Origin of the sequence: Gordonia sp. DT218 (assembly GCF_049847105.1) — a bacterium.
Classification (GTDB): domain Bacteria; phylum Actinomycetota; class Actinomycetes; order Mycobacteriales; family Mycobacteriaceae; genus Gordonia.
In genome coordinates, this window is record NZ_JBNCNS010000001.1 from 201939 (window position 1) to 227955 (window position 26017).

Annotated in this window: 27 protein-coding genes and 1 pseudogene; 9 read left to right on the plus strand and 19 right to left on the minus strand. The window is 68.1% G+C overall.

The window, feature by feature from the left end:
* Positions 1 to 83: 83 nt before the first annotated feature.
* Positions 84 to 1106, minus strand: coding sequence for an Rv2578c family radical SAM protein (locus ACPXCG_RS00920; RefSeq protein WP_425788224.1), 1023 nt, complete (start codon positions 1104 to 1106; stop codon positions 84 to 86).
* Positions 1107 to 1187: 81 nt separating this feature from the next.
* Here ACPXCG_RS00920 and ACPXCG_RS00925 point away from each other — a divergent pair, with 81 nt between their 5' ends.
* On the plus strand, positions 1188 to 2414 hold the full coding sequence (locus ACPXCG_RS00925) for a protein kinase domain-containing protein (protein ID WP_425788226.1): 1227 nt from the start codon (positions 1188 to 1190) through the stop codon (positions 2412 to 2414).
* A gap of 92 nt (positions 2415 to 2506) precedes the next feature.
* Here the strand turns inward: ACPXCG_RS00925 and ACPXCG_RS00930 are convergent, their stop codons facing one another.
* Positions 2507 to 3178 carry a LuxR C-terminal-related transcriptional regulator gene (locus tag ACPXCG_RS00930; RefSeq protein ID WP_425788227.1) on the minus strand — a complete coding sequence of 224 codons (672 nt, stop codon included), beginning with the start codon at positions 3176 to 3178 and terminating at the stop codon, positions 2507 to 2509.
* On the minus strand, positions 3175 to 4470 hold the full coding sequence (locus tag ACPXCG_RS00935) for a PspC domain-containing protein (RefSeq protein ID WP_425788229.1): 1296 nt from the start codon (positions 4468 to 4470) through the stop codon (positions 3175 to 3177). The genes ACPXCG_RS00930 and ACPXCG_RS00935 overlap by 4 nt, the downstream gene beginning before the upstream one ends.
* Before the next feature lie 111 nt (positions 4471 to 4581).
* On the opposite strand from ACPXCG_RS00935, the gene ACPXCG_RS00940 reads away from it, so the two are divergent.
* A complete protein-coding gene (locus ACPXCG_RS00940; protein ID WP_425788230.1) occupies positions 4582 to 5940 on the plus strand; it encodes a PspC domain-containing protein in 1359 nt (452 codons plus the stop codon).
* Complete coding sequence (locus ACPXCG_RS00945) at positions 5937 to 6146, plus strand: hypothetical protein (RefSeq protein ID WP_425788232.1); 210 nt, start codon at positions 5937 to 5939, stop codon at positions 6144 to 6146. Before ACPXCG_RS00940 ends, ACPXCG_RS00945 begins: the two co-directional genes overlap by 4 nt.
* A gap of 44 nt (positions 6147 to 6190) precedes the next feature.
* Here ACPXCG_RS00945 and guaA read toward each other — a convergent pair whose 3' ends face one another.
* Positions 6191 to 7783 (minus strand): glutamine-hydrolyzing GMP synthase, encoded by a 1593-nt coding sequence (gene guaA / locus ACPXCG_RS00950; RefSeq protein WP_425788234.1) that lies wholly within the window; start codon positions 7781 to 7783, stop codon positions 6191 to 6193.
* 73 nt (positions 7784 to 7856) lie between these two features.
* Here guaA and ACPXCG_RS00955 point away from each other — a divergent pair, with 73 nt between their 5' ends.
* The 3 genes from ACPXCG_RS00955 to ACPXCG_RS00965 are packed head-to-tail and all read left to right on the plus strand — an operon-like array spanning position 7857 to position 9789.
* A complete protein-coding gene (locus ACPXCG_RS00955; RefSeq protein ID WP_425788236.1) occupies positions 7857 to 8468 on the plus strand; it encodes a biotin transporter BioY in 612 nt (203 codons plus the stop codon).
* Between the two features lie 47 nt (positions 8469 to 8515).
* Positions 8516 to 9190, plus strand: a complete 675-nt coding sequence (locus ACPXCG_RS00960; protein ID WP_425788238.1) for an energy-coupling factor ABC transporter ATP-binding protein — start codon at positions 8516 to 8518, stop codon at positions 9188 to 9190.
* Positions 9187 to 9789 carry an energy-coupling factor transporter transmembrane component T family protein gene (locus tag ACPXCG_RS00965; protein WP_425788240.1) on the plus strand — a complete coding sequence of 201 codons (603 nt, stop codon included), beginning with the start codon at positions 9187 to 9189 and terminating at the stop codon, positions 9787 to 9789. Before ACPXCG_RS00960 ends, ACPXCG_RS00965 begins: the two co-directional genes overlap by 4 nt.
* Positions 9790 to 9813: 24 nt before the next feature.
* Here ACPXCG_RS00965 and ACPXCG_RS00970 read toward each other — a convergent pair whose 3' ends face one another.
* A complete protein-coding gene (locus tag ACPXCG_RS00970; RefSeq protein WP_425788242.1) occupies positions 9814 to 10971 on the minus strand; it encodes a GuaB3 family IMP dehydrogenase-related protein in 1158 nt (385 codons plus the stop codon).
* Between the two features lie 73 nt (positions 10972 to 11044).
* A complete protein-coding gene (gene guaB, locus ACPXCG_RS00975; protein ID WP_425788244.1) occupies positions 11045 to 12556 on the minus strand; it encodes an IMP dehydrogenase in 1512 nt (503 codons plus the stop codon).
* A 120-nt stretch (positions 12557 to 12676) separates the two neighbouring features.
* Here guaB and ACPXCG_RS00980 point away from each other — a divergent pair, with 120 nt between their 5' ends.
* Complete coding sequence (locus tag ACPXCG_RS00980; protein ID WP_267628165.1) at positions 12677 to 13066, plus strand: DUF5319 domain-containing protein; 390 nt, start codon at positions 12677 to 12679, stop codon at positions 13064 to 13066.
* Between the two features lie 7 nt (positions 13067 to 13073).
* Here the strand turns inward: ACPXCG_RS00980 and ACPXCG_RS00985 are convergent, their stop codons facing one another.
* The 3 genes from ACPXCG_RS00985 to ACPXCG_RS00995 form a co-directional block, all read right to left on the minus strand.
* Complete coding sequence (locus ACPXCG_RS00985; protein ID WP_425788247.1) at positions 13074 to 14030, minus strand: anti-sigma-D factor RsdA; 957 nt, start codon at positions 14028 to 14030, stop codon at positions 13074 to 13076.
* Positions 14014 to 14601: an RNA polymerase sigma factor ShbA gene (shbA, locus tag ACPXCG_RS00990; protein ID WP_425788249.1), complete on the minus strand. Its 588-nt coding sequence runs from the start codon at positions 14599 to 14601 to the stop codon at positions 14014 to 14016. The genes ACPXCG_RS00985 and shbA overlap by 17 nt, the downstream gene beginning before the upstream one ends.
* A gap of 106 nt (positions 14602 to 14707) precedes the next feature.
* Positions 14708 to 15502: a hypothetical protein gene (locus ACPXCG_RS00995; protein WP_425788251.1), complete on the minus strand. Its 795-nt coding sequence runs from the start codon at positions 15500 to 15502 to the stop codon at positions 14708 to 14710.
* 438 nt (positions 15503 to 15940) lie between these two features.
* Here ACPXCG_RS00995 and ACPXCG_RS01000 point away from each other — a divergent pair, with 438 nt between their 5' ends.
* The gene (locus tag ACPXCG_RS01000) at positions 15941 to 16237 is read left to right on the plus strand and encodes a WhiB family transcriptional regulator (protein ID WP_164307028.1); all 297 of its coding nucleotides are present in this window, start codon (positions 15941 to 15943) and stop codon (positions 16235 to 16237) included.
* Between the two features lie 88 nt (positions 16238 to 16325).
* On the opposite strand, the gene groL is transcribed toward ACPXCG_RS01000, so the two are convergent.
* The 3 genes and pseudogenes from groL to ACPXCG_RS01015 all read right to left on the minus strand — a co-directional run.
* Positions 16326 to 17936 carry a chaperonin GroEL gene (gene groL, locus ACPXCG_RS01005; RefSeq protein WP_425788254.1) on the minus strand — a complete coding sequence of 537 codons (1611 nt, stop codon included), beginning with the start codon at positions 17934 to 17936 and terminating at the stop codon, positions 16326 to 16328.
* A gap of 99 nt (positions 17937 to 18035) precedes the next feature.
* Positions 18036 to 18335 (minus strand): co-chaperone GroES, encoded by a 300-nt coding sequence (groES, locus tag ACPXCG_RS01010; protein WP_006334733.1) that lies wholly within the window; start codon positions 18333 to 18335, stop codon positions 18036 to 18038.
* Positions 18336 to 18522: 187 nt separating this feature from the next.
* A pseudogene (locus ACPXCG_RS01015) lies at positions 18523 to 18923 on the minus strand (MFS transporter); the annotation flags it as partial.
* Positions 18924 to 19033: 110 nt separating this feature from the next.
* On the opposite strand from ACPXCG_RS01015, the gene ACPXCG_RS01020 reads away from it, so the two are divergent.
* Positions 19034 to 19444, plus strand: coding sequence for a MarR family winged helix-turn-helix transcriptional regulator (locus ACPXCG_RS01020; RefSeq protein ID WP_425788256.1), 411 nt, complete (start codon positions 19034 to 19036; stop codon positions 19442 to 19444).
* Here the strand turns inward: ACPXCG_RS01020 and tsaD are convergent.
* The 7 genes from tsaD to ACPXCG_RS01055 all read right to left on the minus strand — a co-directional run bounded on the left by tsaD (position 19435) and on the right by ACPXCG_RS01055 (position 26008).
* Entirely contained in the window at positions 19435 to 20487 is a 1053-nt protein-coding gene (tsaD, locus tag ACPXCG_RS01025) for a tRNA (adenosine(37)-N6)-threonylcarbamoyltransferase complex transferase subunit TsaD (RefSeq protein WP_425788258.1), read from the minus strand. The genes ACPXCG_RS01020 and tsaD overlap by 10 nt on opposite strands.
* Positions 20484 to 21023 (minus strand): ribosomal protein S18-alanine N-acetyltransferase, encoded by a 540-nt coding sequence (rimI, locus tag ACPXCG_RS01030; protein WP_425788260.1) that lies wholly within the window; start codon positions 21021 to 21023, stop codon positions 20484 to 20486. The genes tsaD and rimI overlap by 4 nt, the downstream gene beginning before the upstream one ends.
* Positions 21020 to 21727: a tRNA (adenosine(37)-N6)-threonylcarbamoyltransferase complex dimerization subunit type 1 TsaB gene (gene tsaB, locus ACPXCG_RS01035; protein ID WP_425788262.1), complete on the minus strand. Its 708-nt coding sequence runs from the start codon at positions 21725 to 21727 to the stop codon at positions 21020 to 21022. The genes rimI and tsaB overlap by 4 nt, the downstream gene beginning before the upstream one ends.
* The gene (tsaE, locus tag ACPXCG_RS01040; protein ID WP_425788264.1) at positions 21727 to 22188 is read right to left on the minus strand and encodes a tRNA (adenosine(37)-N6)-threonylcarbamoyltransferase complex ATPase subunit type 1 TsaE; all 462 of its coding nucleotides are present in this window, start codon (positions 22186 to 22188) and stop codon (positions 21727 to 21729) included. Before tsaE ends, tsaB begins: the two co-directional genes overlap by 1 nt.
* Positions 22185 to 23294, minus strand: coding sequence for an alpha/beta fold hydrolase (locus ACPXCG_RS01045; protein ID WP_425790411.1), 1110 nt, complete (start codon positions 23292 to 23294; stop codon positions 22185 to 22187). Before ACPXCG_RS01045 ends, tsaE begins: the two co-directional genes overlap by 4 nt.
* A 19-nt stretch (positions 23295 to 23313) precedes the next feature.
* Positions 23314 to 24447: an alanine racemase gene (gene alr, locus ACPXCG_RS01050; protein WP_425788266.1), complete on the minus strand. Its 1134-nt coding sequence runs from the start codon at positions 24445 to 24447 to the stop codon at positions 23314 to 23316.
* A gap of 100 nt (positions 24448 to 24547) precedes the next feature.
* Positions 24548 to 26008, minus strand: coding sequence for an NAD(P)H-hydrate dehydratase (locus ACPXCG_RS01055; RefSeq protein WP_425788268.1), 1461 nt, complete (start codon positions 26006 to 26008; stop codon positions 24548 to 24550).
* Between the last annotated feature and the right edge of the window lie 9 nt (positions 26009 to 26017).

A 26017-nucleotide genomic window follows, 5' to 3' on the forward strand; every position in this document is an offset into this window, starting at 1 on the left:
GGTTTCCGTCATCCGCGACGGGAAAAAGGGGGCGCGGATGACGGGAACCGTCGCGGCTGCGGGGCGGGGTCAGCGGGGTGGGGTCAGAAGAGGGTGAGCGTCTGCTGCAACTCGGGCCTCGCGACCGGCTCTGTAGGCGCCGCCGAGCCGCGCAGGCCCTGGGCGCCCGCCAGACCGTACTGCTGCACCAGCGGCCGCATCCGGTCCCGCAACCATGCCGAGTATTCCGGCGTCACGTAGGCACCCCGCCCGTACAGACCGCGGTACCGGCGCACCAGGGCCGGGTGATGCTCGGCCAGCCACTCCATGAACCACGGCTTGGTGGAGCCACGCAGATGCATGGGGAACGCGGTCACCCCGGCCGCACCTGCTTCGGCGAGCGCCGACAACAGGTCGTCCAGGTGCGAGGTGGAATCACTCAGATACGGGATCACCGGCGCCACCATCACGTGCGGGGCGAAGCCCGCATCGGCGACCGCGCGGATCAGATCCAGCCTCGCCTTCGGCGACGGGGTGCCCGGCTCCAGCGACTTCTGCAGCTCGGCATCGTGCATCGCCAGTGAGATCGCAATGCTCACCGGGACCTTGCGCGCCGCCTGCCGCAACAAGGGCAGGTCCCGGCGCAGCAATGTCCCCTTCGTCAGGATCGAGAACGGGGTCGCCGACTCCGCGAGCGCCGAGATCACCCCCGGCATCAACCGATAACGCCCCTCGGCCCGCTGATAGGGGTCGGTGTTGGTCCCCAACGCCACCGTCTCCCGATTCCATGACCGGCGCCGCAGTTCCTTGCGGAGCACCGCCGCCACGTTGAGCTTGACCACGACCTGACTATCGAAGTCCTGACCGGCATCCAGATCCAGATACTCGTGCGTCGGCCGCGCGAAACAGTATCGACACGCATGGGTGCAGCCTCGAAAGGTGTTGACCGTGAACCGAAACGGCAGGTTCGCGGCATCCGGAACCTGATTGAGGGCACTCTTGGCCAACACCTCGTGGAAGGTGACGCCTTCGAATTCGGGGGTCTGCACCGAACGCACGAGACCCGCCTTGCCCAGACCGGGCAGCGCGCCGTCGTCGACCTCGACCCCCTGGTCGGACCACCGCATACCCAGAGTCGAACATATGTGCGATCACCCTGTCAAGCGCGGGCGCACCAACCCCCGACCGGCACGACTATCATGCAGCCTATGTCCACCACCCACGAGGGCCACCGCACGCCAGGGCCGCAGTACCTGGTGGCCGGGCGCTACCGTCTGCAGTCGCGTATCGGCGGCGGCGGCATGGGCACGGTGTGGTTGGCCCGCGATCAACTGCTGGCCCGTGACGTCGCGGTGAAGCAGGTGGTCTCCACCGAAGGCCTCAGTGACGAGACAGCCGAAAATGTCCGCAAACGCGCGATGCGGGAGGGCCGGATCGCGGCAAGGCTCTCCCATCGAAATGCGGTCGCCATGCACGACGTCGCCCTCGACAGTGGTGAACCATGGCTCGTGATGGAATACATCCCCTCTCGCAGTGTCGCCCAGATCCTGCACACCACAAGAACTCTGGGGCCCCGACAGGCCGCCCAGATCGGCGCCCAGGTGGCCGATGCGATGACCGAGGCCCATGTCGCAGGCATCATCCACCGCGACATCAAACCGGGCAACATCCTGATCACGACGACCGGGCGCAACGCAGGCCTCGTGAAGATCACCGACTTCGGCATCTCCCGCGTCAAGGACGATGTCAGCCTCACCCAGACGGGTGTGATCACCGGTACCCCCGCATATTTCGCGCCCGAGGTCGCCCGCGGTGCCGAGCCCGGAGAAGCATCTGACGTCTACTCCCTGGGAGCGACGGTGTACACCGTCGTCGAGGGACAGCCGCCGTTCGGGGTCGACGACAACTCACTGGTGTTGCTGCACAAGGTCGCTCGCGCACAGATCAACCCGATGACAAAGGCGGGTGAGCTGCGGCCGGTGCTGTTGCGCATGCTCGAACCCAATCCGGCGAAGCGACCGACCATGAGCGAGTCCCGCGATCTGCTCGCGCAGGTGGCCGCCGGTCCGCGTGGGTCGGTGCATCAGGCGCTGACCAGCCCGCTCACCAAGCCCGACGGCGGCATCCCGGTGTGGGCGCAACGAGCACCCCGGCCACCACGGACCCACCCGACCGGTACACACCTGCCGGTCAGCGGGTCGTCGACCGGCGGGAGACCCGGGTCGACGCTCCACGGGCCCGCACCGACCCTGTCGACCGAGCTGCCAGACACCACTTTCGGGCCCGAGAGCCGGTACCGGCCGATGCCGGACGAGACCCGGCCGGGCCCGGCCGGAAAGGCCTCGACATCGACCACGGCACTGGCGATCTCGATCCTTGCGTTCTTCGTGATCCTCGCGATCGTGGTGATCTTGCTGATCGCGCTCGCCGGCTGACGACCGCGCACGATCGACGCGAAACTGCGCACGGTCGACGCGGATCTGCGCACGATCGACACGGAACTGCGCACGATCGACGCGGTCGCGGGTCAGCCGATGTGCCGGGTTGCCGCCCACCGGGTCAGCGCATTCCGGTTCGACTGCTGCGTCTTTCGCAGCACATTCGAGGCATGCGTCTCGACCGTCTTGATGGAGATGAACAGCTCTTCGGCGATCTCCCGATAGGTGTACCCGCGGGCGAGCAGACGGAGCACCTCGAGTTCCCGTCTGGTGAGCGAGTCGAGCTCGGGGTCGAGCGGTGGTTCCGGGGCGGTGGACCGACCGGTGAACGAGTCCAGGACGAAACCGGCGAGACGCGGGCTGAAGACCGCGTCGCCGTCGGCGACGCGCCGCACGGCGTCGGCGAGTTCCTTCCCGCCGATCGTCTTGGTGACGTAGCCCCGTGCGCCGGCACGGATCGTCGCGATGACGTCCTCGGCCGCGTCGGACACACTGAGCGCCAAGAAGACCGGCGCGCCGTCCGCGGGCATCGCATCGGTGACACCGCGCAACACGGCGACGCCACCACCGGCCGGCATGTGGACGTCGAGCAGGACGACGTCCGGACGTATCCGCACGATGCCCTCGACCGCCTCGGCCACAGTGCCGGCCTCGCCGGCCACCAGCAGTCCTGGCTCCGATGCCAGTTCGGCACGCACACCCGACCGGAACACCGCGTGGTCGTCGACGAGAAAGATCCGGCAGACCCCCGTGCCGGTCATCGAAGCCCTTCCTGTTCACGTGAAGGTTCCACCGTCACAACGGTTTCCACGCCCACATCTCCCTTGTCCGTCTTGTCTGTCCGGTCCGCACCACCGGTCGCCCCCCGTGGCATGGTCAGTCGGACATTCGTGCCGCGTTCCGGTACCGAGTCGATCGCCACGTCACCACCTGCGCGCTCCATACGTGCCCGGATGGACCGGGCGATGCCCTGGCGGTCGTCGTCGACATGTTCGGGCTCGAAGCCCACCCCACGATCACGGACGAACACCTCGACCTGCTCGTCGGTCACCTCACCATAGACATCGACCTTGCGTTCGCCGGAGTGTTTCGCCGCGTTGATCAGGGCCTCCCGGGTGGCGGCCACCAATGCCGACCATCGACGACGCTCGGCGGCCGGCTCGTCATCTGGACGGAGATCGCCGACGGTGATCACCTCGACCTCGATGCCGTAGTCGTCCTCCACCTCGGCGCCGACTCCCTGCAGGCTCGCCGACAGCGATCCCGCTCGTTGCGCGGGATCACCGAACAGCCAGCCGCGCAGTTCGCGCTCCTGGCTGCGGGCCAGTCGCGCCACCTCGTCCGGCTTGCCCGCCTGCTTCTGGATCAACGCGAGCGTCTGCAACACCGAGTCGTGCAGGTGCGAGGCGATCTCCTCGCGTTCGGCGTTGCGGATCCGCGCAGCGCGTTCTTCGTTGAGTGCCCGCCACATCCGCATCCAGAGCGGCACCGTGAGCAGCAGGACACCGATCAGCGTCGCGACGACGGCGAGCAGGGTCGTCGAGAGACCGCCGAAGTTCTGGTTCCCGGCGAGCACGATCACGACCAGCCCGCCGATCACCAGTAGCGCGCCACCGATCAGGCGGGTCCAGGTGAGCAGCGGGGTCCTGGGCGAGGCGCGCGACGTGTCGAACTCGCGCCAGACCAGGCCGGCACCGACCACGACGAAGACGAAAGGCACCAGATATGCGGCCGGGGTGCCGGACGCGGCGAAGCCCACCACCGACATCGCGACCAGGCCGACCAGCGCGAGCCCGTAGGCCTGCCGGCGCTCGCCGGGAGCGGGCGGAGCGGTGTCCTGACCCGGCGGGCAGAAGAACCAGAGCAGTCCGTAGGCGAGCACTCCTGCTCCCGCGAGCGCGGAGAGCACCAGGAAGACCACACGCACGCGGAACGCATCGATGCCGAGGTGGTCGGCGATGCCGCCCGCGACACCCGCGATGACCCGGCCGCCGTCGCGTCGCACCAGCCGCGGCGTCGGGGGTGCCGCGGGCGGTGACGCTGGCACGGGCACACCACTACTCACCTCTCGATACTGGCACGTCGAGGTCATCGCGCACATCAGGGACGTTCTCAGGGTCTTCCCCCGATGTGCCTGGCCGAACTCGCCGCCAAGATGGATTTCATGGACACGAAGCAGTTCGAAGGGATGTGGGCGACGAGGCCCATCCGGCCGAACCACAATCGCACGGTGGCGGGCGTGTGTGCGGGTATCGGGGCGCGCTATCGGGTCGATCCGACGCTGGTGAAGATCGCGTTCGTGGTGGCGACGCTGTTCGGCGGCAGCGGGCTCGTCCTGTACATCGCAGCGTGGGTCGCCCTGCCGGCCGAGAGTCGCTCACGCGACGAGCTCGGATCGATCCGGCACGCCGCTTCGGCGGCCGGCCGTCGGCCGCGGCATCTGCGGCACCGCAATCCGCAGTTCATCCTGCTCATCGTCCTCGCGATCATCGTGGTGACCTCATTCGGTCCCAGTCGGTCCTGGAGCTCGGGCGGCCTCCTCGGGGCGGCCCTGATGCTCCTCGGATGGTGGCTGCTCTATCAGCGGACTCCCGAACCACCGGCCGGTACCAGCGTCGACACTCTGCAACCCGAGCAGGTCGTCGCGGCCGGCGCGTCGACGGATCGGTTGCAGCCGTGGATTCCCCGGGCTCTGACGGCGAACCCGACAGCCGGCCATCTGGGCGGCCCGTATCCCGATGTGCCTACCGCACAGGCGATGTCGGTGGGCACCACCGCCTCCCCCGGCCGGTCTCCCGGGTCCGGGACCACCGAGGCCACACCGACCGAGTTCATGCAGCGCACCCCACCGGCCTGGGATCCGCTGGGTACCGCGCAATTCGCCTGGGACCTCCCCGATCCCACACCCGACCGCGCCCTGACCGAACCGGCCGATCGGCGATCGCCGTTGACCCTCATCGTCATCGGCCTCGCGGTCATCACGGCGGCCACCGGAGCCGCACTGCATCAGGTCGGCGTCGACTGGTTCACCCCGGCGCGCATCCTGTCGCTGTCGCTGGCAGTGGTCGGCGCCGGCCTGATCTGCGCAGGCTTTCGGCGCCGGACAACCGGTCGACACAGTTCGGGGCTCGTTCCGATCGCGCTCGCCCTCGGCGTCGCGGTGGTGGCGACCTCGATGGTCGGACATCTCGACGGCTTTCCGTCCGGCGGTGTGGGTGAACGGATCTACACACCGGTCACCGAGAACGACATCAAGGGCGAGTATTCGCTCACCATGGGACGCATGGTGCTCGATCTGCGGGACGTCGATCTCACCGCCGACCGCACCATCGCCCTGCGCAACGGTGTCGGGGAGATCGAGGTCCAGGTGCCGAAGAACATGAACGTCCGAGCCACGTGTGACTCCGGTGTCGGCGACTTCACCTGCCCCGACGGACTCTCCGGTGGCGACGACGGCACCGACGGCCCCGTCCTGAATCTCAACGCACGAACCAACGTCGGACATGTGGAGGTGGCTCGATGACTTCGGAGACGACCAGCCGCGACACCAGACATCGCGCACCGGGACTCGCGATCCTCGGAATCGCTGCCCTCCTCGTGGCGGGCTGGGGCCTCGCCGGCGGACCGGACCTGCCGTCGGCCGCGGACCTCGGATGGCTCGCGGTCGGGCTGGGCCTGGTCATCGGGTTGATCCTCATCCTGACCGGGGCACGATCCTCACGACGGTGACGGCAGATCACCGTCGGCGCCAGGCGACCACTCCCGCTCGGCCGCTACTCCCACTCGATGGTGCCCGGCGGCTTGCTCGTGACGTCGAGCACCACGCGGTTCACGTCGGGAACCTCGTTGGTGATCCGCGTCGAGATCACCTCGAGGACCTCGTAGGGCACGCGCGTCCAGTCGGCGGTCATCGCGTCCTCACTCGAGACCGGGCGCAGCACGATCGGATGCCCGTAGGTGCGGCCGTCGCCCTGCACCCCGACGCTGCGCACATCGGCGAGCAGCACCACCGGGCACTGCCAGATCTGGCCGTCGAGGCCGGCCGCGGTCAGCTCCTCGCGGGCGATCAGGTCCGCCTTGCGCAGCATCGCGAGACGGTCGGCCGTCACCTCGCCGACGATCCGGATGGCCAGACCCGGGCCGGGGAACGGCTGACGGCCGACGATCTCCTCAGGCAGGCCGAGTTCGCGGCCCACCGCACGGACCTCGTCCTTGAAGAGCAGCCGCAGCGGCTCCACCAGGGAGAACTCGAGATCGTCCGGTAGTCCTCCCACGTTGTGATGGCTCTTGATGTTGGCCGTACCACTGCCGCCGCCGGACTCGACGACATCGGGGTACAGGGTGCCCTGGACCAGGTACTCGACCTTGTCGCCGTCGGACGCCCGATCACCGAGGACATCGGTGACCGCGCCCTCGAACGACCGGATGAACTCACGGCCGATGATCTTGCGTTTCTCCTCCGGGTCGCTGACTCCGGAGAGTTCGCCAAGGAAGGTGTCGGCAGCGTCCACGGTCACCAGTCTCGCGCCGGTGGCACCGACGAAATCGTGCTGCACCTGCTCACGCTCGCCGGCCCGCAGAAGTCCGTGATCGACGAACACGCAGGTCAACCGGTCCCCGATGGCCCGCTGCACGAGTGCGGCGGCGACGGCGGAGTCGACACCGCCCGACAGCCCGCAGATCGCGAGGCCGTCACCGATCTGATCGGCGACCTGGTCGATGAGCTGGTCGGCGATGTTGGCGGCCGTCCAGGTCGCCTCGAGTCCGGCGATCTCGTAGAGGAACCGGGTCAGGATCTGCTGGCCGTGCGGCGTGTGCAGCACCTCCGGGTGATATTGCACCCCCGCCATCCGACGATCCACACATTCGAACGCGGCGACCGGCGCACCGGGCGTGGAACCGGTGACAATGAATCCGTCCGGCGCGGCCTGCACGGCGTCGTTGTGACTCATCCACACGGGCTGGGTCTCGGTCAGGCCCTGATGCAGGATCCCTTCCCCGGTGATCGACAACGTCGTCCGGCCGAACTCACGACCCCCGGTGTTGGCCACCTCGCCGCCGAGCTCCCTCGCCATCGCCTGGAACCCATAGCAGATGCCGAACACCGGAACCCCGAGATCGAACACCCCCGGATCGAGTGCAGGCGCGTCGTCGGCGTAGACCGAGGCCGGGCCGCCCGAGAATATGAGCGCGACGGGATTGCGCGCTTTCATCTCCTCCAGCGGCGCATCGTGGGCGATCACCTCGGAGTAGATCCGCGCCTCACGGACCCGCCGGGCGATCAGCTGCGCATACTGCGCGCCGAAGTCGAGCACGAGCACCGGCCGAGGACCGTCGAAGAATGAGTCTGCAGAGGTGTCTGTCACCCCGTCGAGTCTAATGGCACCCACCACCGCACCCGGCAGCCGTGCGCACACCCCCACCCGCCATAATGTCGGAATGTCCCAGACCACCGACACGACCTCGTCGTCGCGGCGGTTCTCGCTGTCGGTGACCGACCTGACGCAGGCCGCCGTCTTCGCGGCACTGATCGCGGCACTGGGTCTCCCCGGCACCATCACCATCGGCTCCGCCGGGGTGCCGATCACCCTGCAGTCGCTGGGCGTGATGCTCGCCGGCGCGATCATCGGCCCGCGCAAGGGGACGTTGGCGGTGATCATCTTCGACGTGCTCGCCATCGCCGGCCTGCCGATCCTGGCGGGCGGACGCAGCGGGCTCGTGGCGCTGGCCTCCCCCACTGCCGGCTTCTTCGTCGGATTCCTCCCGGGCGTGATCGCCATCGGCGTGGCGACGGCGATGATGATGCCTCGGTACCGGGTCGTCTGGGGCATCCTGATCAACATCGTCGGCGGGATGGTCGTGATCTATGCCTGCGGCATCATCGGCCTCCTGCTGCGCACCGACCTCTCGTTGTGGGCCGCGATCTCCACCAACGGCACCTACATCCCCGGCGACATCGCGAAGTCGGTCATCACGGCCCTGGTGGCGGCACAGGTCCACCGCGCCTACCCGGGGTTGATCACGCCGCTGCGGCTGCGTCGCGCACGGTGACCGGGTCCCGATGATGGTCGAGTTCACCCGGTGATCGGGCCCTGCCGATGATCGAGTTCCGGGCCGTCGGCCACTCCTTCGGTGATCGCGTCGTGCTGGCCGACATCGATCTCGCACTGTCCGAACGACGGATCGGCATCATCGGCGCCAACGGCAGCGGCAAGTCCACCCTGGCGCGGATGATCAATGCGCTCGTCGTTCCCGACCGCGGCTCGGTGCACGTCAACGGAATCCACGCCGCACGCCACAAGCGTCAGGTGCGGCGCGAGGTCGGTTTCATCTTCAGCGATCCGGACCGCCAGATCATCATGCCGACCGTCTCGGAGGACATCGAACTGTCCCTGACCCGGATCGAGCGGGACAAAGCACGACGATCGGCAAGGGCCGCCGCGGTGCTGGCACAGTTCGGGCTGGCCGACCATGCCGATCACCCGGCGCACCTGCTGTCCGGCGGACAGAAACAACTCCTCGCGCTCGCGTCGGTCCTGGTGACCGGTCCCGCCGTGCTGGTGGCCGACGAGCCGACCACCCTTCTCGACCTTCGCAACAGCTCGATGTTGCGCGACGTCTTCGCGACCCTCGACGAGCAACTGATCGTGCTCACCCACGACCTCGATCTGCTGACCGATTACGACCGCGTCATCGTGCTCGACGAGGGGCGGGTCGTCGCCGACGACGAGCCGACGGCCGCGGTCGCCGCGTACCGGGCGTTGATGTCATGAGCGCGCTCGGCGTCTACCGCCCGGGGAGATCACTGTTGCACCGCCTCCCGACCGGCCCGAAGCTGCTCGGGCTGGCGGCGGGCATCCTCGCCATCAGCCTCACCGTCCGCAGCCTGCCGGCGGTCGGGATCCTCGCGGTCGGTGTCGTCGTGGTCTTCGCGATGGGCGGGATCGGCCCGCGGGAGGCCTGGCGCCAGATGCGGCCGGTGACCTGGGTGCTGGCCTTCGTGTTCGTGTTCCAGGTGGTGTTCACCGATTGGCAGCGTGCCCTGCTGGTCTGCGCGGTACTCGCCGCCTCGGTCGCGTTGGCCGCGGCCGTCTCGCTCACCACCCGCACATCGGCCATCCTCGACGCCATCGTCGCCGGGCTGAGTCCGTTGCGTCGCTTCGGCGTACGCACCGATCACATCGCTCTCGCGCTGGCGCTCGCGATCCGGTCGATCCCGCTGATGGTGGACGTCGTCGGCCAGGTCGACGAGGCCCGGCAGGCCCGCGGATTACGTCCGGGCGCAAGAATTCTGGTCGCACCGGTGGTCATCGCGGCATTGCGGACGGCCGACGGGTTCGCCGACACCCTCATCGCTCGCGGGCTGGACTGATTCCGGCCCGTCGGTCCCGAGGGATCAGGAATGCAGCGAGAGCCCGACCTTCTGGAATTCCTTCAGGTCGCTGTAGCCGGCCTTCGCCATCGACCGACGCAGCGCTCCGACGAGGTTCAGCTCGCCGAACGGATCCTGGGACGGCCCGGTGAGCACACACTCCAGGCTGGGCCGATCGTCGTCGGTCGCGACCTGCAGCAGGGCGCCACGCGGCGTGTCCGGGTGCGCCGCCGCCGACGGCCAATACCAGCCCAGGCCGGGCGATTCGGCCGCAGCCGCGAGCGGGGTGCCGAGGACCGCCGCGTCGGCGCCGCAGGCGATCGCCTTGGCGAGATCCCCGGAACCGTGGATGTCGCCGTCGGCGATGACGTGCACGTACCGCCCGCCGGTCTCGTCGAGATATTCACGTCGCGCGGCGGCCGCGTCGGCGATCGCCGTGGCCATCGGGACACCGATGCCCAGGACCTCACCGGTGGTGGTCGCGCCGGCCGCGGAGCCGTACCCGACGATCACGCCGGCCGCGCCGGTCCGCATCAGGTGCAGAGCCGTACGGTGGTCGTGCACACCGCCGGCGATCACCGGGATGTCGAGTTCGGCGATGAATGTCTTGAGGTTCAACGGTTCTCGGGCCGTACCGTCGGAATCCACCTGCGCGACATGCTCGGCCGAGATGATCGTGCCGTGCACCACCAAGATCTCCACCCCGGCCTCCAACAGCGCGGGCGTCAGCTCCGGCGCGTGCTGCGGACTCACCCGGACCGCGGTGGTCACGCCGGCGTCGCGCACGGTGGACACCGCCTCACGCAGCAGCCCGGTGTCCAACGGTGCCGAATGCAGTTGCTGCAGATGACGAATCGCTGCCATCGGATCGGGATTCTCGGTTGCCACGGCGATGAGCTCGGCGATCTTCGCGTCGACGTCGCGATGCCGGGCCCACAGGCCCTCGCCGTTGATCACACCGAGCGCACCGAGTTTGCCGAGTTCGACCGCCACCGCCGGCGACACCAGAGCATCGGTGGGGTGACTGAGGATCGGGGACTCGAAACGGTACGCATCGATCTGCCACGCGGTGGAGACATCCTTGGACGACCTGGTCCGACGGGACGGGACGATACTGATGTCATCGAGTTCGAACGTGCGGCGGGCCGTTCGGCCCATACCGATGTCCACGAGATCACGCACCGTTGCGCCTTTCTGCTACGCGAACCGGTCGCCGGTCGATCCGACCGGACCGATCCGCCGAATCTTACGAGCTTCAGCGAGAATAGTAGTTCGGCGCCTCGGTGGTGAGGGTGATGTCGTGTGGATGCGACTCCTTGAGGCCTGCCGAGGTGATCTGCACGAACTGGGCATGCTGGAGGTCGGCGATCGTCGACGCCCCGGTGTAGCCCATCGCAGCACGAAGACCGCCGACGAGCTGATGGATCACCTGGGTGAGCGGTCCACGGAACGGCACCCGCCCCTCGATGCCCTCCGGGACGAGTTTCTCCTCGTTGAGGACGTCATCCTGGAAGTAGCGATCCTTGGAGAACGACTTGGCCTGTCCGCGTCCCTGCATCGCACCGAGCGAGCCCATGCCGCGATAACTCTTGAACTGCTTGCCGTTCACGAGGATCAGCTCACCGGGCGCCTCGGCCGTCCCGGCCAGCAACGAACCCAGCATTGCGGTCGACGCGCCGGCCGCGAGCGCCTTGGCGATGTCGCCGGAGTACTGCAGCCCGCCGTCCGCCATGACCGGCACGTCGTGCTCCTTGCACACGGCCACGGCCTCGAGGATCGCGGTGATCTGTGGTGCGCCGACGCCGGCGACCACTCGGGTGGTGCAGATGGAACCGGGCCCGACACCGACCTTCACCGCGTCGGCACCGGCCTCGACGAGCGCGAGGGCGGCCTCGCGGGTGGCGACGTTACCGCCGACGATCTGTACCCGCTCGCCAACTTCGGCCTTGAGCTTCGAGACCATGTCGAGCACCAGGCGATTGTGGGCGTGCGCGGTGTCCACGATGATCACGTCGGCGCCGGCATCGGCCAGCGCCATCGCACGATCCCACTGCGGGTCTCCGGTGCCAACCGCAGCTCCGACCAGCAGTCGGCCGTCGGCGTCCTTGGTCGCCAGCGGATGCTGCTCGGTCTTGACGAAGTCCTTGACGGTGATCAGACCGGTGAGTTTGCCGTTGCCGTCGACGATCGGCAGCTTCTCGATCTTGTTCCGGCGCAGCAGGCCGAGGGCGGCTTCGGCGGACACCCCCTCTTGTGCGGTGATCAGCGGGGCCTTCGTCATGACCTCGGAGACCGGACGCGACAGGTCCACCTCGAACCGCATGTCACGGTTGGTGATGATGCCGATGAGCTCGCCCGCGTCGTCCACCACGGGAAGACCGGAGATCCGGTACCGCGCACACATGGCGTCGACCTCGGCCAGCGTGTCGGCCGGCGAACAGGTGACCGGGTCGGTGACCATGCCGGCCTCGGACCGTTTGACCGTCTCGACCTGACCGGCCTGGTCCTCGATCGACAGGTTGCGGTGCAGCACCCCCATGCCACCGGCGCGGGCCATCGCGATGGCCATTCTCGCCTCGGTGACGGTGTCCATCGCCGAACTCACCAGAGGCACCTTGAGGGTGATGTTCTTGGTGACCCGCGACGACGTGTCCGCGTCACTGGGGATGACGTCGGAGGCCGCGGGAAGCAACAGGACGTCGTCGAAGGTGAGGCCGAGCATCGCGACCTTGCCGGGGTCGTCTCCCCCGGTGCGAACGTGCGTCATCTGTCCATCGTATCGGCAGCACCGCAGTGGTGAGGGTCACCCCGCGGGGTTCGTTCCACACGCCGGGAGACTGTGGAGTCCTCACCCCACCCTGACCGTTTCATCGGTTACCGTGGTTGTGTGCGTGACCACCTACCACCCGGCCTCCCGCCAGACCCGTTCGCGGATGACCCCAGCGATCCGGCGTCGGCGCTCGACTCGGTGGAACCCGGCATCCCGCTCGACGAGAACGAGCGGATGGCGGTCGAGGAGGATCTGGCCGACCTTGCGGTCTACGAAGCGCTGCTCGCCCACCGGGGGATCCGCGGACTCGTCGTGGTGTGCGACGACTGCCACGAGGACCATTACCACGACTGGGACATGCTGCGCGCCAACCTGCTGCAGCTACTGATAGACGGAACCGTCCGGCCGCATGAGCCGGCGGTGGACCCGCGACCTGACGCCTATGTGACCTGGGATTACTGCCGTGGCTATGCGGATGCGCACAGTCACGTCGATGACGAACGCTGAGCCGGTCTCACGACGACGGCGAGATCGTGGTCGGGAAGTCCGACTCCTGCCCGCCTGCCCCGTCATTCCGTTCGACCGGTGACGACGTGGCGGTGGTCGTCGGGGTGGTGGTCCGGATATCCGGGGGCGTCGATGGTTCCGGGCTCCCCGTGTTGCCCGGACCTTGGTGACCGCCATCGCTGGTCGGGACATCGGAGGTCGCGGGCGGCGGTGGTGCAGGCTTCGTGACGGTGACGGATGACGAGCCGTCGTCGCCGCGCGAACGGCGGAGGTCACGGGGCGGCGCAGTCGGCCCCTTGGCCCCCTCGCTCGGTCGCTGACTCGGCGAGACCGATATCGACCCCGAGGTGGACGATGCTCCCGACGTCGCGGTCTGCGCGCGGAGCCGTTCGATCCACTCCTTCATGCGATTGAGCGTCTCGGAGTCACGCATTGGCCCGAGGTCCTTCTGCGCTTTGGCGATCAGCTCGGCCGCCTGCTCTGGATCGCCGGAGGCCATGGCGGCCTCGGCCTTTTCCAGATTCGACTGCACATCCATCGATGCCTGTGTCTGGGACGCAGCCTCGGAGAACACGACCCGCTTGACACCCCACAGCGGATCGCCGGGCGAGGATCCCTCGGCGAGCACGGTCAGGCCCGCACCGGCGATCACGACGATCGCCGCGGCACCGGATGCGACGCGGAGGTGACGGATGACGCCCCGGCCGCGACGCGCACGCTCGGTGGCGGCGATCGCCGACTCGACCTCATCGACGGTCGGCAGCTCCGGCAGCGGCGCGGTGAGCGCCTCGTGGCGCCAACCCGACAGCAGTTCGGCGAGTTGGTACTCGGTGTCGTCGTGGGTGGGGACAGGAAGGTCCTGCGACAGCGAGTCGAGGAACTCGTCGTCGACATGCACCGACGTCATGTCGATGGGCTCAGTCACGTCCCAACCGGGCTCGGCAGGATCATGTTTGTCGTTCATCGACCTCACCCGCCTTCCTCAATTGGTCTTTCAACTTCGCCAACGCGCGGTGCTGCGCCACTCGCACCGCGCCTGCGGTGCTGCCGATGGCATCGGCGGTCTCCTCGGCCGACAGTCCGACCACGAGTCGGAGGACCAGCACCTCACGCTGCTTCTCCGGGAGGATCGTCAACAGCGCACGCATCCGGCGACTGGCATCGGCGTCGAGCGCCGACTGTTCGGGTCCGCCCGTGAACGACATCGCCTCGGGAAGGGTCTCCACCGGATCGGCCTTGACCCGGCCTGCCACGCGCATGGCATCGGCCACCTTGTGTGCAGCGATCCCGTAGACGAATGCCATGAACGGCCTGCCCTGGTCCTGATACCGGGGCAGCGCTGTCATCACCGCCATCAACGCCTCCTGCGCGATATCGTCGGCGGAGAACAGATGGCGTTCTCCGACTCCAATTCGCCCTCGGCAGTAACGCAGGATCGGATCCTGCACACTTTCGAGAACTGACGTGAGCGCCGCGCGATCGCCGTGCCCCGCGGCACGGACAGCCTCGTCGAGCTCAACACCCGTCAGTTTCATCGTCAGTCGAGATCCCCGTGTTACATGTGGTCGTGGTGTTGCCGGTGTGCCGCTTCCCCCACGTCACCTTAGCGATCGAACCCGACGCTCGACGCACCCACCGCCGTCACGCGTTGTCGAATGGCACGCCTCGAGAGATGAGTTCGGATCGCGTCCATGCCAGTTCCTTCCTGACCTCCTCATCTGCCGGGTCGAGGCCGTTCCGCAATGCCAGCGAGGCCCACCGCAACGGCGTCAGGTCGGCATCGGCCGCGCGCCTGGTCACCTCGCACGCGAGCTCTGCGGCGTGATGCACGTCACCCGCGGTCGCCGCCGCCGCGGCCGCGATGAGGGTCGTCTTCACCCGATGTCGCTCCGGGGTGTCGCCGAACTCTGCCAATCGACAACCGGCCTCGGCGTGTCCGAGCGCTTTCGCCACGTCGCCGCCGTACATGGCCAGCTCGGCAGAGACCCATTCGATGCGGAGCCGGGGACGGCGACCGGCGAGCCACCCGCCGTCATCGGGGTCGGCATGGTCGCGGGCACGGTCCAGCAGTCGTGCGGTGGCCGGCAGACGGAGTCGGCCGAGATGATCGGCGGCGAGCCCGACCAATGCGTCCAACAGGGCGGCTCGCCGCCACTCGACCGGGGCGCCTGCCCGCCACTCGCTACCGTCCGGGTGCGCGACGCCCACCAACAGCAGGGCGCGTCCGTCGAACGTCGACGCGTGCCGGTGACGGCCCGCCTGCCGCAGCAGGGAAGCCCGGGTCGAGAAGGCCAGCGACGAGAGCACATCATCACCGTGCACCCGCCCCAGCCGGTCCGCACCGTCGAGCAACGCGAACGCGGCTGCGGTGTGACCTATACCTCCCCGATGCACGGCTCGGTCCCACAACGCATACCCGTCCGTACGTTTGCCCATATCAGACCCTATTTTCTTGCGCTCACGCCAACGCCAAATGGAATGTAACCGGTTCCAGTTTGCATAAAATTAACCTGCCGTCACAAACATTAATTCCACCCCCAGATCACGCACGAATATTCTGCACATTTCTCCCGTGTTACGCCGAGCCCGTCACGGATCCTGCCGGAGACGAGCTTCCATGGTTGCCGAAACACTCCTCCGGGCAAGGGAAGTCGCAGTTCAGATAGGGTAATCCGACCCGCACCAGGGGCCTGACCCACCCAGTGTGGGCTATATGCTAGACCGGTCCGTTTCCACAACACAGAGTTAACATTTCTCGAAGTTTCACCATCATTGAGCATGCATTTGGCGGGATTGACTCCATTTCTTTTGCTTGCCTACTGTGTGGTTGCACTGATGAATACGAGTGCCACTCGCAGACAAGGAGTCGCTGTCATGCCTCAGCCAAATCTTCTTCCCGGCCCGAACGCCGACATCTGGGACTGGCAGATGAAGGGTCTCTGTCGCGGAGTGGAATCGTCGATGTTCTTCCATCCCGACGGTGAGCGCGGCCGTGCGCGCGCCCAGCGGGAGCGCCGTGCCAAGGAAATGTGCCACCAGTGCCCGGTGATCGCCCAATGCCGTGAACATGCACTCGCGGTCGCCGAGCCCTACGGCATCTGGGGCGGGCTCTCCGAGTCCGAACGCAGCATGTTGATGAAGCGCGGCGTCGGACGCCGGATGGCCGGCTAGCCGGCACGCGGACCCCTTCCCAACGCCCTCGGGGGCATCGATCCTGCTGGATCGATGCCCCCGAGGGGTTGTGCGGGTGTCGCCGACGTCAGTGGGCGTGACCGTGCCCGCCGGCCGCGGCCGCTTCCGGCCGGTCGGTGATGGCGGTCTCGGTGGTCAACACCATCCGCGCGACGGATGCCGCATTCACCACGGCCGACCGTGTCACCTTCACGGGATCGATGATCCCGTCGGCGAGCAGATCACCGTAGGTGAGCGTGGCCGCGTTGAAGCCCAGTCCCTGATCGGACTCGGTGACCTTCGCGACCACAACGGCGCCGTCGACGCCCGCGTTGCCGGCAATCCAATAGAGCGGGGCGCGGGCCGCGTCACGAACGACGCGCACGCCGAGCGCCTCGTCGTCGGGTAGGTCCGCCGCCAGCGCATCCAGCACCGAAGCCGCTTGCACGATCGCGGAGCCACCGCCGATGACGATGCCCTCCTCGACCGCGGCCTTGGCCGCCGCCACCGCATCCTCGACGCGGTGCTTGCGCTCCTTGAGTGCGGTCTCGGTGGCAGCACCCACGCGGATCACGGCAACGCCACCGGCGAGCTTGGCCAAGCGCTCGGCCAGCTTCTCGCGGTCCCAGTCGGAATCGCTCTGCTCGATCTCACGACGCAGTTGCTCGGCACGGTTCGCGATGTCGTCCTTGGTGCCGGCACCCTCGACCAGAGTGGTCGTGTCCTTGCTCACGACCACGCGGCGGACCGAACCGAGCGCGTCGAGTCCGGTCTCGGCGAGGGACATGCCGATGTCGGAGGAGATCACCGTCGCGCCGGTGACGACCGCCAAGTCCTCCAGGAACGCCTTCCGGCGGTCCCCGAAGAACGGCGCCTTGACCGCCACGGCCTTGATGGTCTTGCGGATGGAGTTCACGACGAGAGTCGAGAGCGGCTCGCCCTCCACGTCCTCGGCGATGATCAGCACCGACTTGCCCTCGGAGGCGATCTTCTCCAGTAGCGGCAGGAAGTCCGGCAGCGAGCTGATCTTGTCGCGGTAGAGGAGAACCAATGCGTCCTCCAGCACGGCCTCCTGGCTGTCGGCATCCGTGACGAAATACGGCGACAGGAAGCCCTTGTCGAACTGGACGCCCTCGGTGATCTCGAGGTCGGTCTCCAGACCGGAGCCCTCCTCGACGGTGACGACGCCGTCGCCACCCACCCGGGTCATCGCCTTGCCGACCATCACGCCGACCTCCTCGTCACGTGACGAGACGGTCGCGACCTGGCCGATCGCCTTCTCACCGTCGACCGGGGTCGCCACCCGAAGCAGTTCGGCGCTGATCGCGTCCGCGGCCTTGCCGATTCCGACACCGAGCGCGATCGGGTTGGCGCCCGCCGTGACGTTGCGCAGACCGGCCGAGACCATCGCCTGCGCGAGCACGGTCGCCGTCGTGGTGCCGTCTCCCGCGACGTCGTTGGTCTTGGTGGCCACCGACTTCACGAGCTGGGCACCGAGGTTCTCGAAGGCATCCTCGAGGTCGATGTCGCGGGCGATGGTGACGCCGTCGTTGGTGACGCTCGGTCCGCCGAACGCCTTGGCCAGCACCACATGCCGGCCGCGGGGGCCGAGGGTGACCTTCACCGTGTCGGCCAGTTGATTGATGCCGCGCTCGAGTGCGCGGCGCGCTACATCATCGAATTCGATCTGTTTGGACATGGGTCTCTTTCAGAGTGCGGAACAGCTTGGAGAATCAGCACCGCCCCGGCGCCCGACGAGGGCTCCGGGGCGGTGGACACGCGAAGTGATTCGCGGGTCTTACTTGCCGATGACGGCCAGCACGTCGCGCGCCGAGAGGATCAGGTACTCCTCGCCGGCGTACTTGATCTCGGTGCCTCCGTACTTGCTGTAGATGACGGTGTCACCTTCCTTGACGTCGACCGGGACGCGGTTGCCCTGCTCGGTAACCCGGCCCTCGCCGACGGCGATGACGGTGCCTTCCTGCGGCTTCTCCTTGGCGGTGTCCGGGATGACCAGACCGGACGCGGTGGTCGTCTCTGCCTCCACGGCCTGCACCAGGATCTTGTCCTCAAGCGGCTTGATGTTCACGCTCGCCACGATGTGAGTCCTCAACTTTCGTACTGAGTGAGTTCGAACGGTGGTTCGGATGTTCATGGCGCTGGACAAAGCCCCGTCGTCGCGGGTGCCGAGGCTTCACGCAGTGCCGACTAGCACTCTATACACGAGAGTGCCAGCACTCAAGGGTGGAGGCTGCGAAATCAGTCGGCCTCGCCTGCGAGTGAGGTCACGAGCGCCGGAACCGGGTCCGTAGCACCTGCGTACGGCTCTTTCGCGACCAAGTCGCCATCGCGATCGCACCGACGAGTCCGATGATCGACAGGCCGGCGACCACTCAGATCACCGTCGACATTCCGCCGAGGAGCTCGCCGGGACCGGACGGTTCGTCGGTGCTCGCGAGGATCGCGGTGACCACCGCCATCACCACCGCCCGCCCACCTGGACGCTGGTGCTGACCAGCCCTGAGGCCAGGCCCTGCTCCGTATCGTCGACACCCGCGGTGCCCTGGGACGGGACCGACGGGAAGGTGACCGCGAATCCGCCGACGAGCAACCAGGGCGTCGGCACCCGGTGCAGGACGCGGTCCATTCGGATCGCGCCGGCGGCGACGATCAGACCGGCAGGCAGCCCAGCCGACCTGCCGGTAATATGCGTGCGCATGTAATGCGTCTACACCTATTTCTTGCGCATTTAATGACTTTGCATTAAATGCATTTGCATGTTGTAGGGTGTCGGGCATGACCGAGGGAACCGATCAGGATGCGCTTGCCGCGGCCTGGCATGACCTGTCGGTTCGATACCACCGGGTCTCCTGCGCCCTCGACCGCGAACTGCAGGCCAATCACAAGATCTCCGCCAGCGAGTTCGAGGTACTCGAATTGCTCTGGGCAGCAGATGAACACAGTCTGCGGATGAGTGAGCTCGCCGAGCACGTCCATCTCAGTCAGAGCGCTCTGTCGCGTGTGGTCGCGCGCCTGGAGAAGGACGGCCTCGCGAGCAGGACGATGTGCGAGTCGGATCGGCGGTCGGTGTTCGCCCAGCTCACCGAGAACGGCGAGGACCGGTACCGGCGTGCGCGCCCGACCCAGCGCGCGGTACTGGCCGACCATTCACTCGGCTGCCGCGAGCTGTTGCAGCGTCAGAGCTGACTGACCTGCACCGACATCCCCGGATCGGTGGCTACCGTCAGTGGGGACGGCTCGGCTCCTCCGGCGATGACATGCGCACCCAACGTCGCGATCATCACGCCGTTGTCGGTGCAGAGGCGAGGCCGGGGCACCCGCAGAGTGATGCCCGCCGCCGCGCACCTTTCCTGTGCCAGCGATCGGATGCGCGAATTGGCGGTGGCACCACCGCCGAGTACCAGAGTGTCGACCCCGAGGTCCGAGCAGGCACGGAGCGCCTTCATCGTCAGGACGTCGGCAACCGCCTCCTGAAAAGACGCCGCCACGTCGGCGACCGGCACCTCGACACCGTCGCGCTCGCATTTCTCGACATGGCGTGCGACCGACGTCTTGAGACCACTGAAAGAGAAGTCGTAGCGTGCGTCACGGGGTCCGGTCATCCCGCGTGGGAACGGGATCGCACTCGGATCGCCGCCGGCTGCAACACGATCCAGCGCCGGACCACCCGGAAATCCGAGATCGAGAAGGCGGGCCACCTTGTCGAAGGCCTCCCCCGCCGCATCGTCGACCGTGGTGCCGAGTTCGGTGATCGGCGACGCCAGGTCGGTCACGTGCAGCAGGTGGGTGTGGCCACCGGAGACCAGGAGGGCGACGCACTCCGGCATCGGCCCGTGCTCCAGTGTGTCGACCGCGACGTGACCGCCGAGGTGATTCATGGCGAAGAGCGGGACATCCCAGGCCAACGCATAAGCCTTCGCGGCCGCGACACCGACCAGCAGGGCGCCGGCCAGACCCGGGCCGATCGTCACCGCGATCGCATCGGGGCGGTCGATTCCGGCGACTTCTCGGGCACGCTGCATGGTCGGCACGATCGCCTCGAGGTGCGCTCGTGACGCGATCTCGGGGACCACACCGCCGAACCGCGCATGCTCCTCGACACTGGACGCGACCTCGTCGGCGAGCAGTGCCGCAGTCCCCTTCCCGCCGTCGCCGATGCCGTCCGGGTCCCACCGGACGATGCCGACTCCGGTCTCGTCACACGAACTCTCGATTCCCATCACGATCATGGGGTACTCCCTGACTCCGGTGCGGCTGACTCCCGTGCGGCTGACTCCGGTACGGCGGATTCCGGCGTGACCGGTCGGATCATCGTGTAGGCGTCGGCACCCGACGGTTGATAGTAGTTGCGGCGGATGCCCGACCGGACGAACCCCTGTCTCGCGTACAGATCGATGGCGGTGTCGTTGTCGGTGCGCACCTCGAGGAAAACCGGTGCGCCACAATCGTCGGCGACGTCGAGCAGCGCCATCAGCAAAGCGCGTCCGTAACCCCGGCCACGATGCGACGGCGCGACGGCGATCGTGTGGATCTCACACTCGAACGAACCCGCCGACCCCAGGGTCGATACGCCCGCGTAGCCCACGACTTCTCCGCCGGGCCGTTCGCGGGCCGCGAAGTACCGGTTGTAGGGAGCGTTGAGCTCTGCGCGGAAAGCCGTGGCGGGCCAAGGCGAATCGTCGGCGAACATCTCCCTCTCCAACGCGGCGCAGCGGGGGATGTCGGTGTAGTCGAGGTCGTCGATCAGCAGCTCAGACGTCGTCATCGTGTCACCTCTCGCTTCTGTCCGGCCGGTGCCCGACGGTCCTTGGACTCCACGGCGTCCGGGCGCCGAAGATACAGCGGGACCAGTGGTTCCGGCCGCGCGCCGGTACGCAGATCGTCGGACGCGGCTGCCAACAGACCGGCCACCGACGGTACCGTCGCGGTCCCGACACGGCGGCCGAAGAGCTCGGCGTGCGCCGGTGATCCGACCACGAGATCGATGGGTGTCGAGGCGAGGTCGTCGACGAGCCGGGCCGGCGCGACGACCTCCGGGCCACTCACCCGCCGCCCGTCCACGTACCGGGCCCAATAGACCTCACGGCGTCGGGCATCGGTCACCACCAGCATCGAGCTGCCATCTGCCCCGTCCATGAACTCCTGCTCCGCGACCGCGTCCAGCGAACACACGCCGTACACGGGCAGCCCCAGCGCGTCCGCGAAGGCCGCCCCGGTCGCCATCCCCACGCGCAACCCGGTGAAAGGTCCCGGTCCACACCCGACGACCACCGCGGCGAGATCGGTGCGCGCGACGCCCGAATCGCTCAGGACCTCACCGATGAGCGTGGTGAGCACCTCGGCATGTCGGCGCCCGTCCGACACGACACGCTCGGCCGACACCTCCGGCGCGCAGCTGTCGTCGGGGCGCAGCCGCGCGACGCCGGTCACCACCGAGTCGGTCGCCGTGTCGATGGTCAATACCCACATCAGTGCTCCACCCATTCCCACTCGGCGCGACGGACTTCCGATTCGGGCTCCCGTCGCAGTCGTACCCGCAGATGCCGATCGGCGAGACGTTCGGCGACTCCGTCACCCCACTCCACCACGATCACCGCACCCGTCAGGTCGGAATCGAGGTCCAGCGCATCGAGTTCGTCGAGACCGCCGAGCCGATAGGCATCGACGTGAATCATGCCGGGGAGTCCCGGCCGCGACGGCCGATGCTCACGCGCGATGATGAACGTCGGCGACGACACCCGGCCGAGAACCTGCAGTCCGGCCCCGATGCCCCGGGCCATCGCCGTCTTGCCTGCGCCCAACGGGCCGTCGAGGATCACCAGGTCGCCGGCGCCCAGAGTGGCCGCCAGTTCCCTCCCCAGATCCTCGGTGTCGGCGACCTCCGCCAGCGTTCGCGCACCTGCCGCACCTGCCTCCACGGGTCCGCTCATCCTGGCACCCGCCTTCGCCACCACCGGCGACGGCGGGGCTGCGGCGTCGCCGTCCGCGCGCGGTCCACCAGATCGACGATCGCATCGGTCACCACGTCCGGCCTCTCCATCTGCACCATGTGACCCGCCCCCTCGACCACGACGAGTCGCGAGTCCTCTCTGAGTTCCCCGTACATCCGCATCGACCTCGGTAACGGTGTCAGCCGATCCGCGTTGCCGCACACCACCACCGACGGCACCCGGGCGAGGACCGGCAGAGCCATGGATTCGTCGTGATCCTCCAGGGCGTGCAAGAAATTCACGATGGTCTCGATCGGCGTGTTCTGGATCATCTTCTCGACGGCACGTCCGGCATTCGGGCTGTAGAAGTCGGGGCCGAAGCTCGCCGCCACCAGTACGGGTTCCAATACCTGACGGGTGAGGCCGCGACCGGCCCGTACCAGAGCCGGGACATGACGGACGGACAGCCGGAAGGCGTCGAGCAACGGATTCGACAGGCCTTCGCCGAGGCCGGCCTCGGTCAGACCGCGCGAGGCCGTCGCCACCAAGGCGACGCCACTGGCCCGGCCGTCGGGGGCGAAGAGTGCCGGGTCGCGGCGCGCCAGCCCCATCAACGCCATCCCGCCCATCGAATGACCCACCAGTACAAGCGGTCCGGTCGGCGCGGCAGCGCGGATCACCGCGCCGATGTCGTCGCCGAGGCGGGTGATGGTGCAGGTCTCGGCCGGCGCCGGACCGCTCCGCCCGTGACCGCGATGATCGAAGAACACCATCCGGATGCATCGGTCTGCCCAGCGCTGTGCCAACTCGTGACGCTGGAAATGCCAGCTGGCCATTCGCAGGCTGAACCCGTGGACGAAGATGACGGTCAGCTCCGGCTCGATCCTGTCCGGCTCTGCTCCCGCCGGGCCGGTGACCACCGTGCGGACCGCCAGATCGATCCCGTCGTCGGTGGTGACGGTGCTCGCGGTGTCGTCATAGATCGTGGTGAAGTCCACGCCCGCAAATGGATCCGCCCGGTTTGTGGTCCGACGGCGCGCCACGTTGCGGGCGACCCCGCCGGCAGCGACGGCCCCGAGCGCGGCGACACCGGTGACCCCGGCCATCCAGCCGATGCGCTCCGAGTCATCCACGGACGCCCCCGACGTATTCGCGCACTGCCCGGCGACCGATTCCCGAGACGATCTCGTAGTCGATGGTGCCGATGGCATCCGCCCAGTCCTTGGCGGTCGGCCCGCCGTCTCGACCGGTACCGAACAGCTCTGCCCGGTCGCCCTCGGCCACTCCTCCACCGTCCGGACCGATGTCGACGACCATCTGGTCCATGCAGATCCGGCCCACGCCCGGAAACGATCGTCCGTTGATCCGGACCGTGAACTTGCCGGAGAGCAGCCGCGGCACGCCGTCTGCGTAGCCGGCAGGCAGGATCGCGATGGTTGTGTCGGTCGGCGCGATCCAGGTGTGGCTGTAGGAAACCCCTTCTCCGGCAGCGAGTTTCTTGATCAGCGAGACCTGGGCGGTCAGCGTCATCGCGGGAATCAGGCCGAAATCGCCGCGCTCGGGCACCGGCGTCCGGCCGTAGAGGGCGATCCCGGGCCGGACCAGATCGCGCGCGAGGTCTGGACGTGTCAGTGCGGCAGGAGAATTGGCGATGTGCATCACCTCCGGTCCGGCATCGAGCCTGCGCAGGTCGTCGGCGGCGAGGTCGAGACGTTGCGCCTGTTCGGAATTCAACGGATGGTCGGGCTCATCGCCACGCGCGAGGTGACACATGATCGCCCGGACCGACACCGCACCGTCGGCCTTGGCCTTGGCCAGGGATTCGGCGAAGTCGGCCCACTCGTCGACGGCGACACCGCTGCGATTGAGTCCGGTGTCCACCTTGACCGTCACCGTGGCCGTGGTGGAGCGGGCCTCCGCCGCGGCGACGACCGCGGCCAGCTGACGCGACGATGACACGGCGATGTCGATGTCGTGCGCGATCGCCGCGCCGAAATCGGTAGCGGGAGTGTGTAGCCACGCGGTGATATGCGCGGTGATCCCGTCGGCCCGCAATGCGACCGCCTCGCCGACATGCGCCACACCCAGTTCGGCGGCACCGGCTGCCAGCGCGGTTCGCGCGACGGGTAGGACACCGTGCCCATAGGCATCGGCCTTCACCACCGCCAGGACATCGGCGCGTGCGGCGGTGCGCACCACGCCGACGTTGTGGGCGATCGCGTCGAGATCGATGGTCGCGGCCAGGGCAGGTGAGGTCATCGCGTCCATCATCCCAGATGCGGGCGAGTGCATTGCACGTGCGCGCGGCCGCCGATGTGTCCGGGATCACCGTCGATGCGGTGCCGCGGGAGGACCACCCTCATCCGGTCGCAGAGGCCTCGCGTACCGCCCGCACCGCCGATCGAACCGCGCCCAGCAGGGCGGACGCCCCGATCGGCGCGCCCCGGGCGGCCAGGTCGGCCGCGTGCCCGTGTATCCGTGCCGCGGCGGCTCCGGCCAGGGACGGGGCGAGTCCCGATGCCATCAGGGCACCGGCGACTCCCGAGAGCACGTCACCGGCCCCGGCCGTGGCCGCCCACGACGAGCCGGCGTCGTTGCCGAGGACATCACCCGAAGGGTCGGCGACGAGCGTGATCCTGCCCTTGAGAAGCACCGTCGCCTGCCACTTCGCCGCCAGGTCGGCGACTGCCTGCAATCGGTCGGCGCCGACGTCTTTGCCCGCCAGTCGTGCGTACTCGCCCGCGTGCGGGGTCAGCAGCGTCGGGGCCGGTCGCTCCGACACGAGTTCGGGATGAGCAGCGACCAGTGTGAGGCCGTCGGCGTCGACGAGCACCGGTAGATCGGTCGCGAGCACCGTACGCAGCACGTCCAGCGCGTCGTCGTCGGTGCCCATGCCGGGTCCCACCACCCACGCCTGCACACGTCCCGCATCGTCGAGCGACCTGGCCGCGACCACCTCCGGGAAATGCGAGACCACCTCGTCGGCGGCCGTCCCGACATAACGGGTCATGCCCGACGTCGCACTCACCGCCGCACCCGTCGCCAGGATCGCCGCTCCCGGGTACCGCGCCGACCCGGCGATCACCCCGATCACGCCCTGGCTGTACTTGTCGTCATGAAGTCCGGGGACCGGCCACAGCCGCGCGACGTCGTCGTCGGTGAGTGCCGAGAGCCGGGGCGCGGGACCATCGGCGGGCCCGGACCGGTCGATGCCGATGTCGATCACCTCGACTCGGCCGCATTGCGGCGCAGCCAACAGGTGGGCGTTTCGGGGCACGCCGAACGTGACGGTGATGGTGGCATGCACGGCCGGGTCATGGACCTCACCGGTGTCGGCGTCGACTCCGGACGGGAGGTCGACGGCCACGATCGCCGGCCCCCCGGCGTCGGCGGGTTCCAGACGGGCGAACTGCTCGGCGGCCGCCGATCGCAACGGTCCACGTCCTCCGATCCCGACAACCCCGTCGATCACCAGATCGAGTCCTCCCGGGAGGGTCTCGGCGATACGACCGCCGGCGCGACAGAACGCCGCGAGACCGCCAGGGTGAGCCTTGTCCGGGTTCAGCAGCACCGCACTGCATGCCACTCCGCGGCGCGCGAGAACTGCCAGCGCATAGAGTGCGTCGCCGCCGTTGTCACCGGCGCCGACGACCCCACCGACGCGGCGTCCGTAACAGCCGCCCGTCGCGCCGAGCTCGCGGATCACCACCTGCGCCACGCCGGCGGCGGCGCGCCGCATGAGGGTGCCACCCGTCAGCAGATCGCCGGTCGCCTGTTCCGCCTGCCGGACGGCGTCGGCGGTGAGGTAACGGATCGACATGGGCCGGGA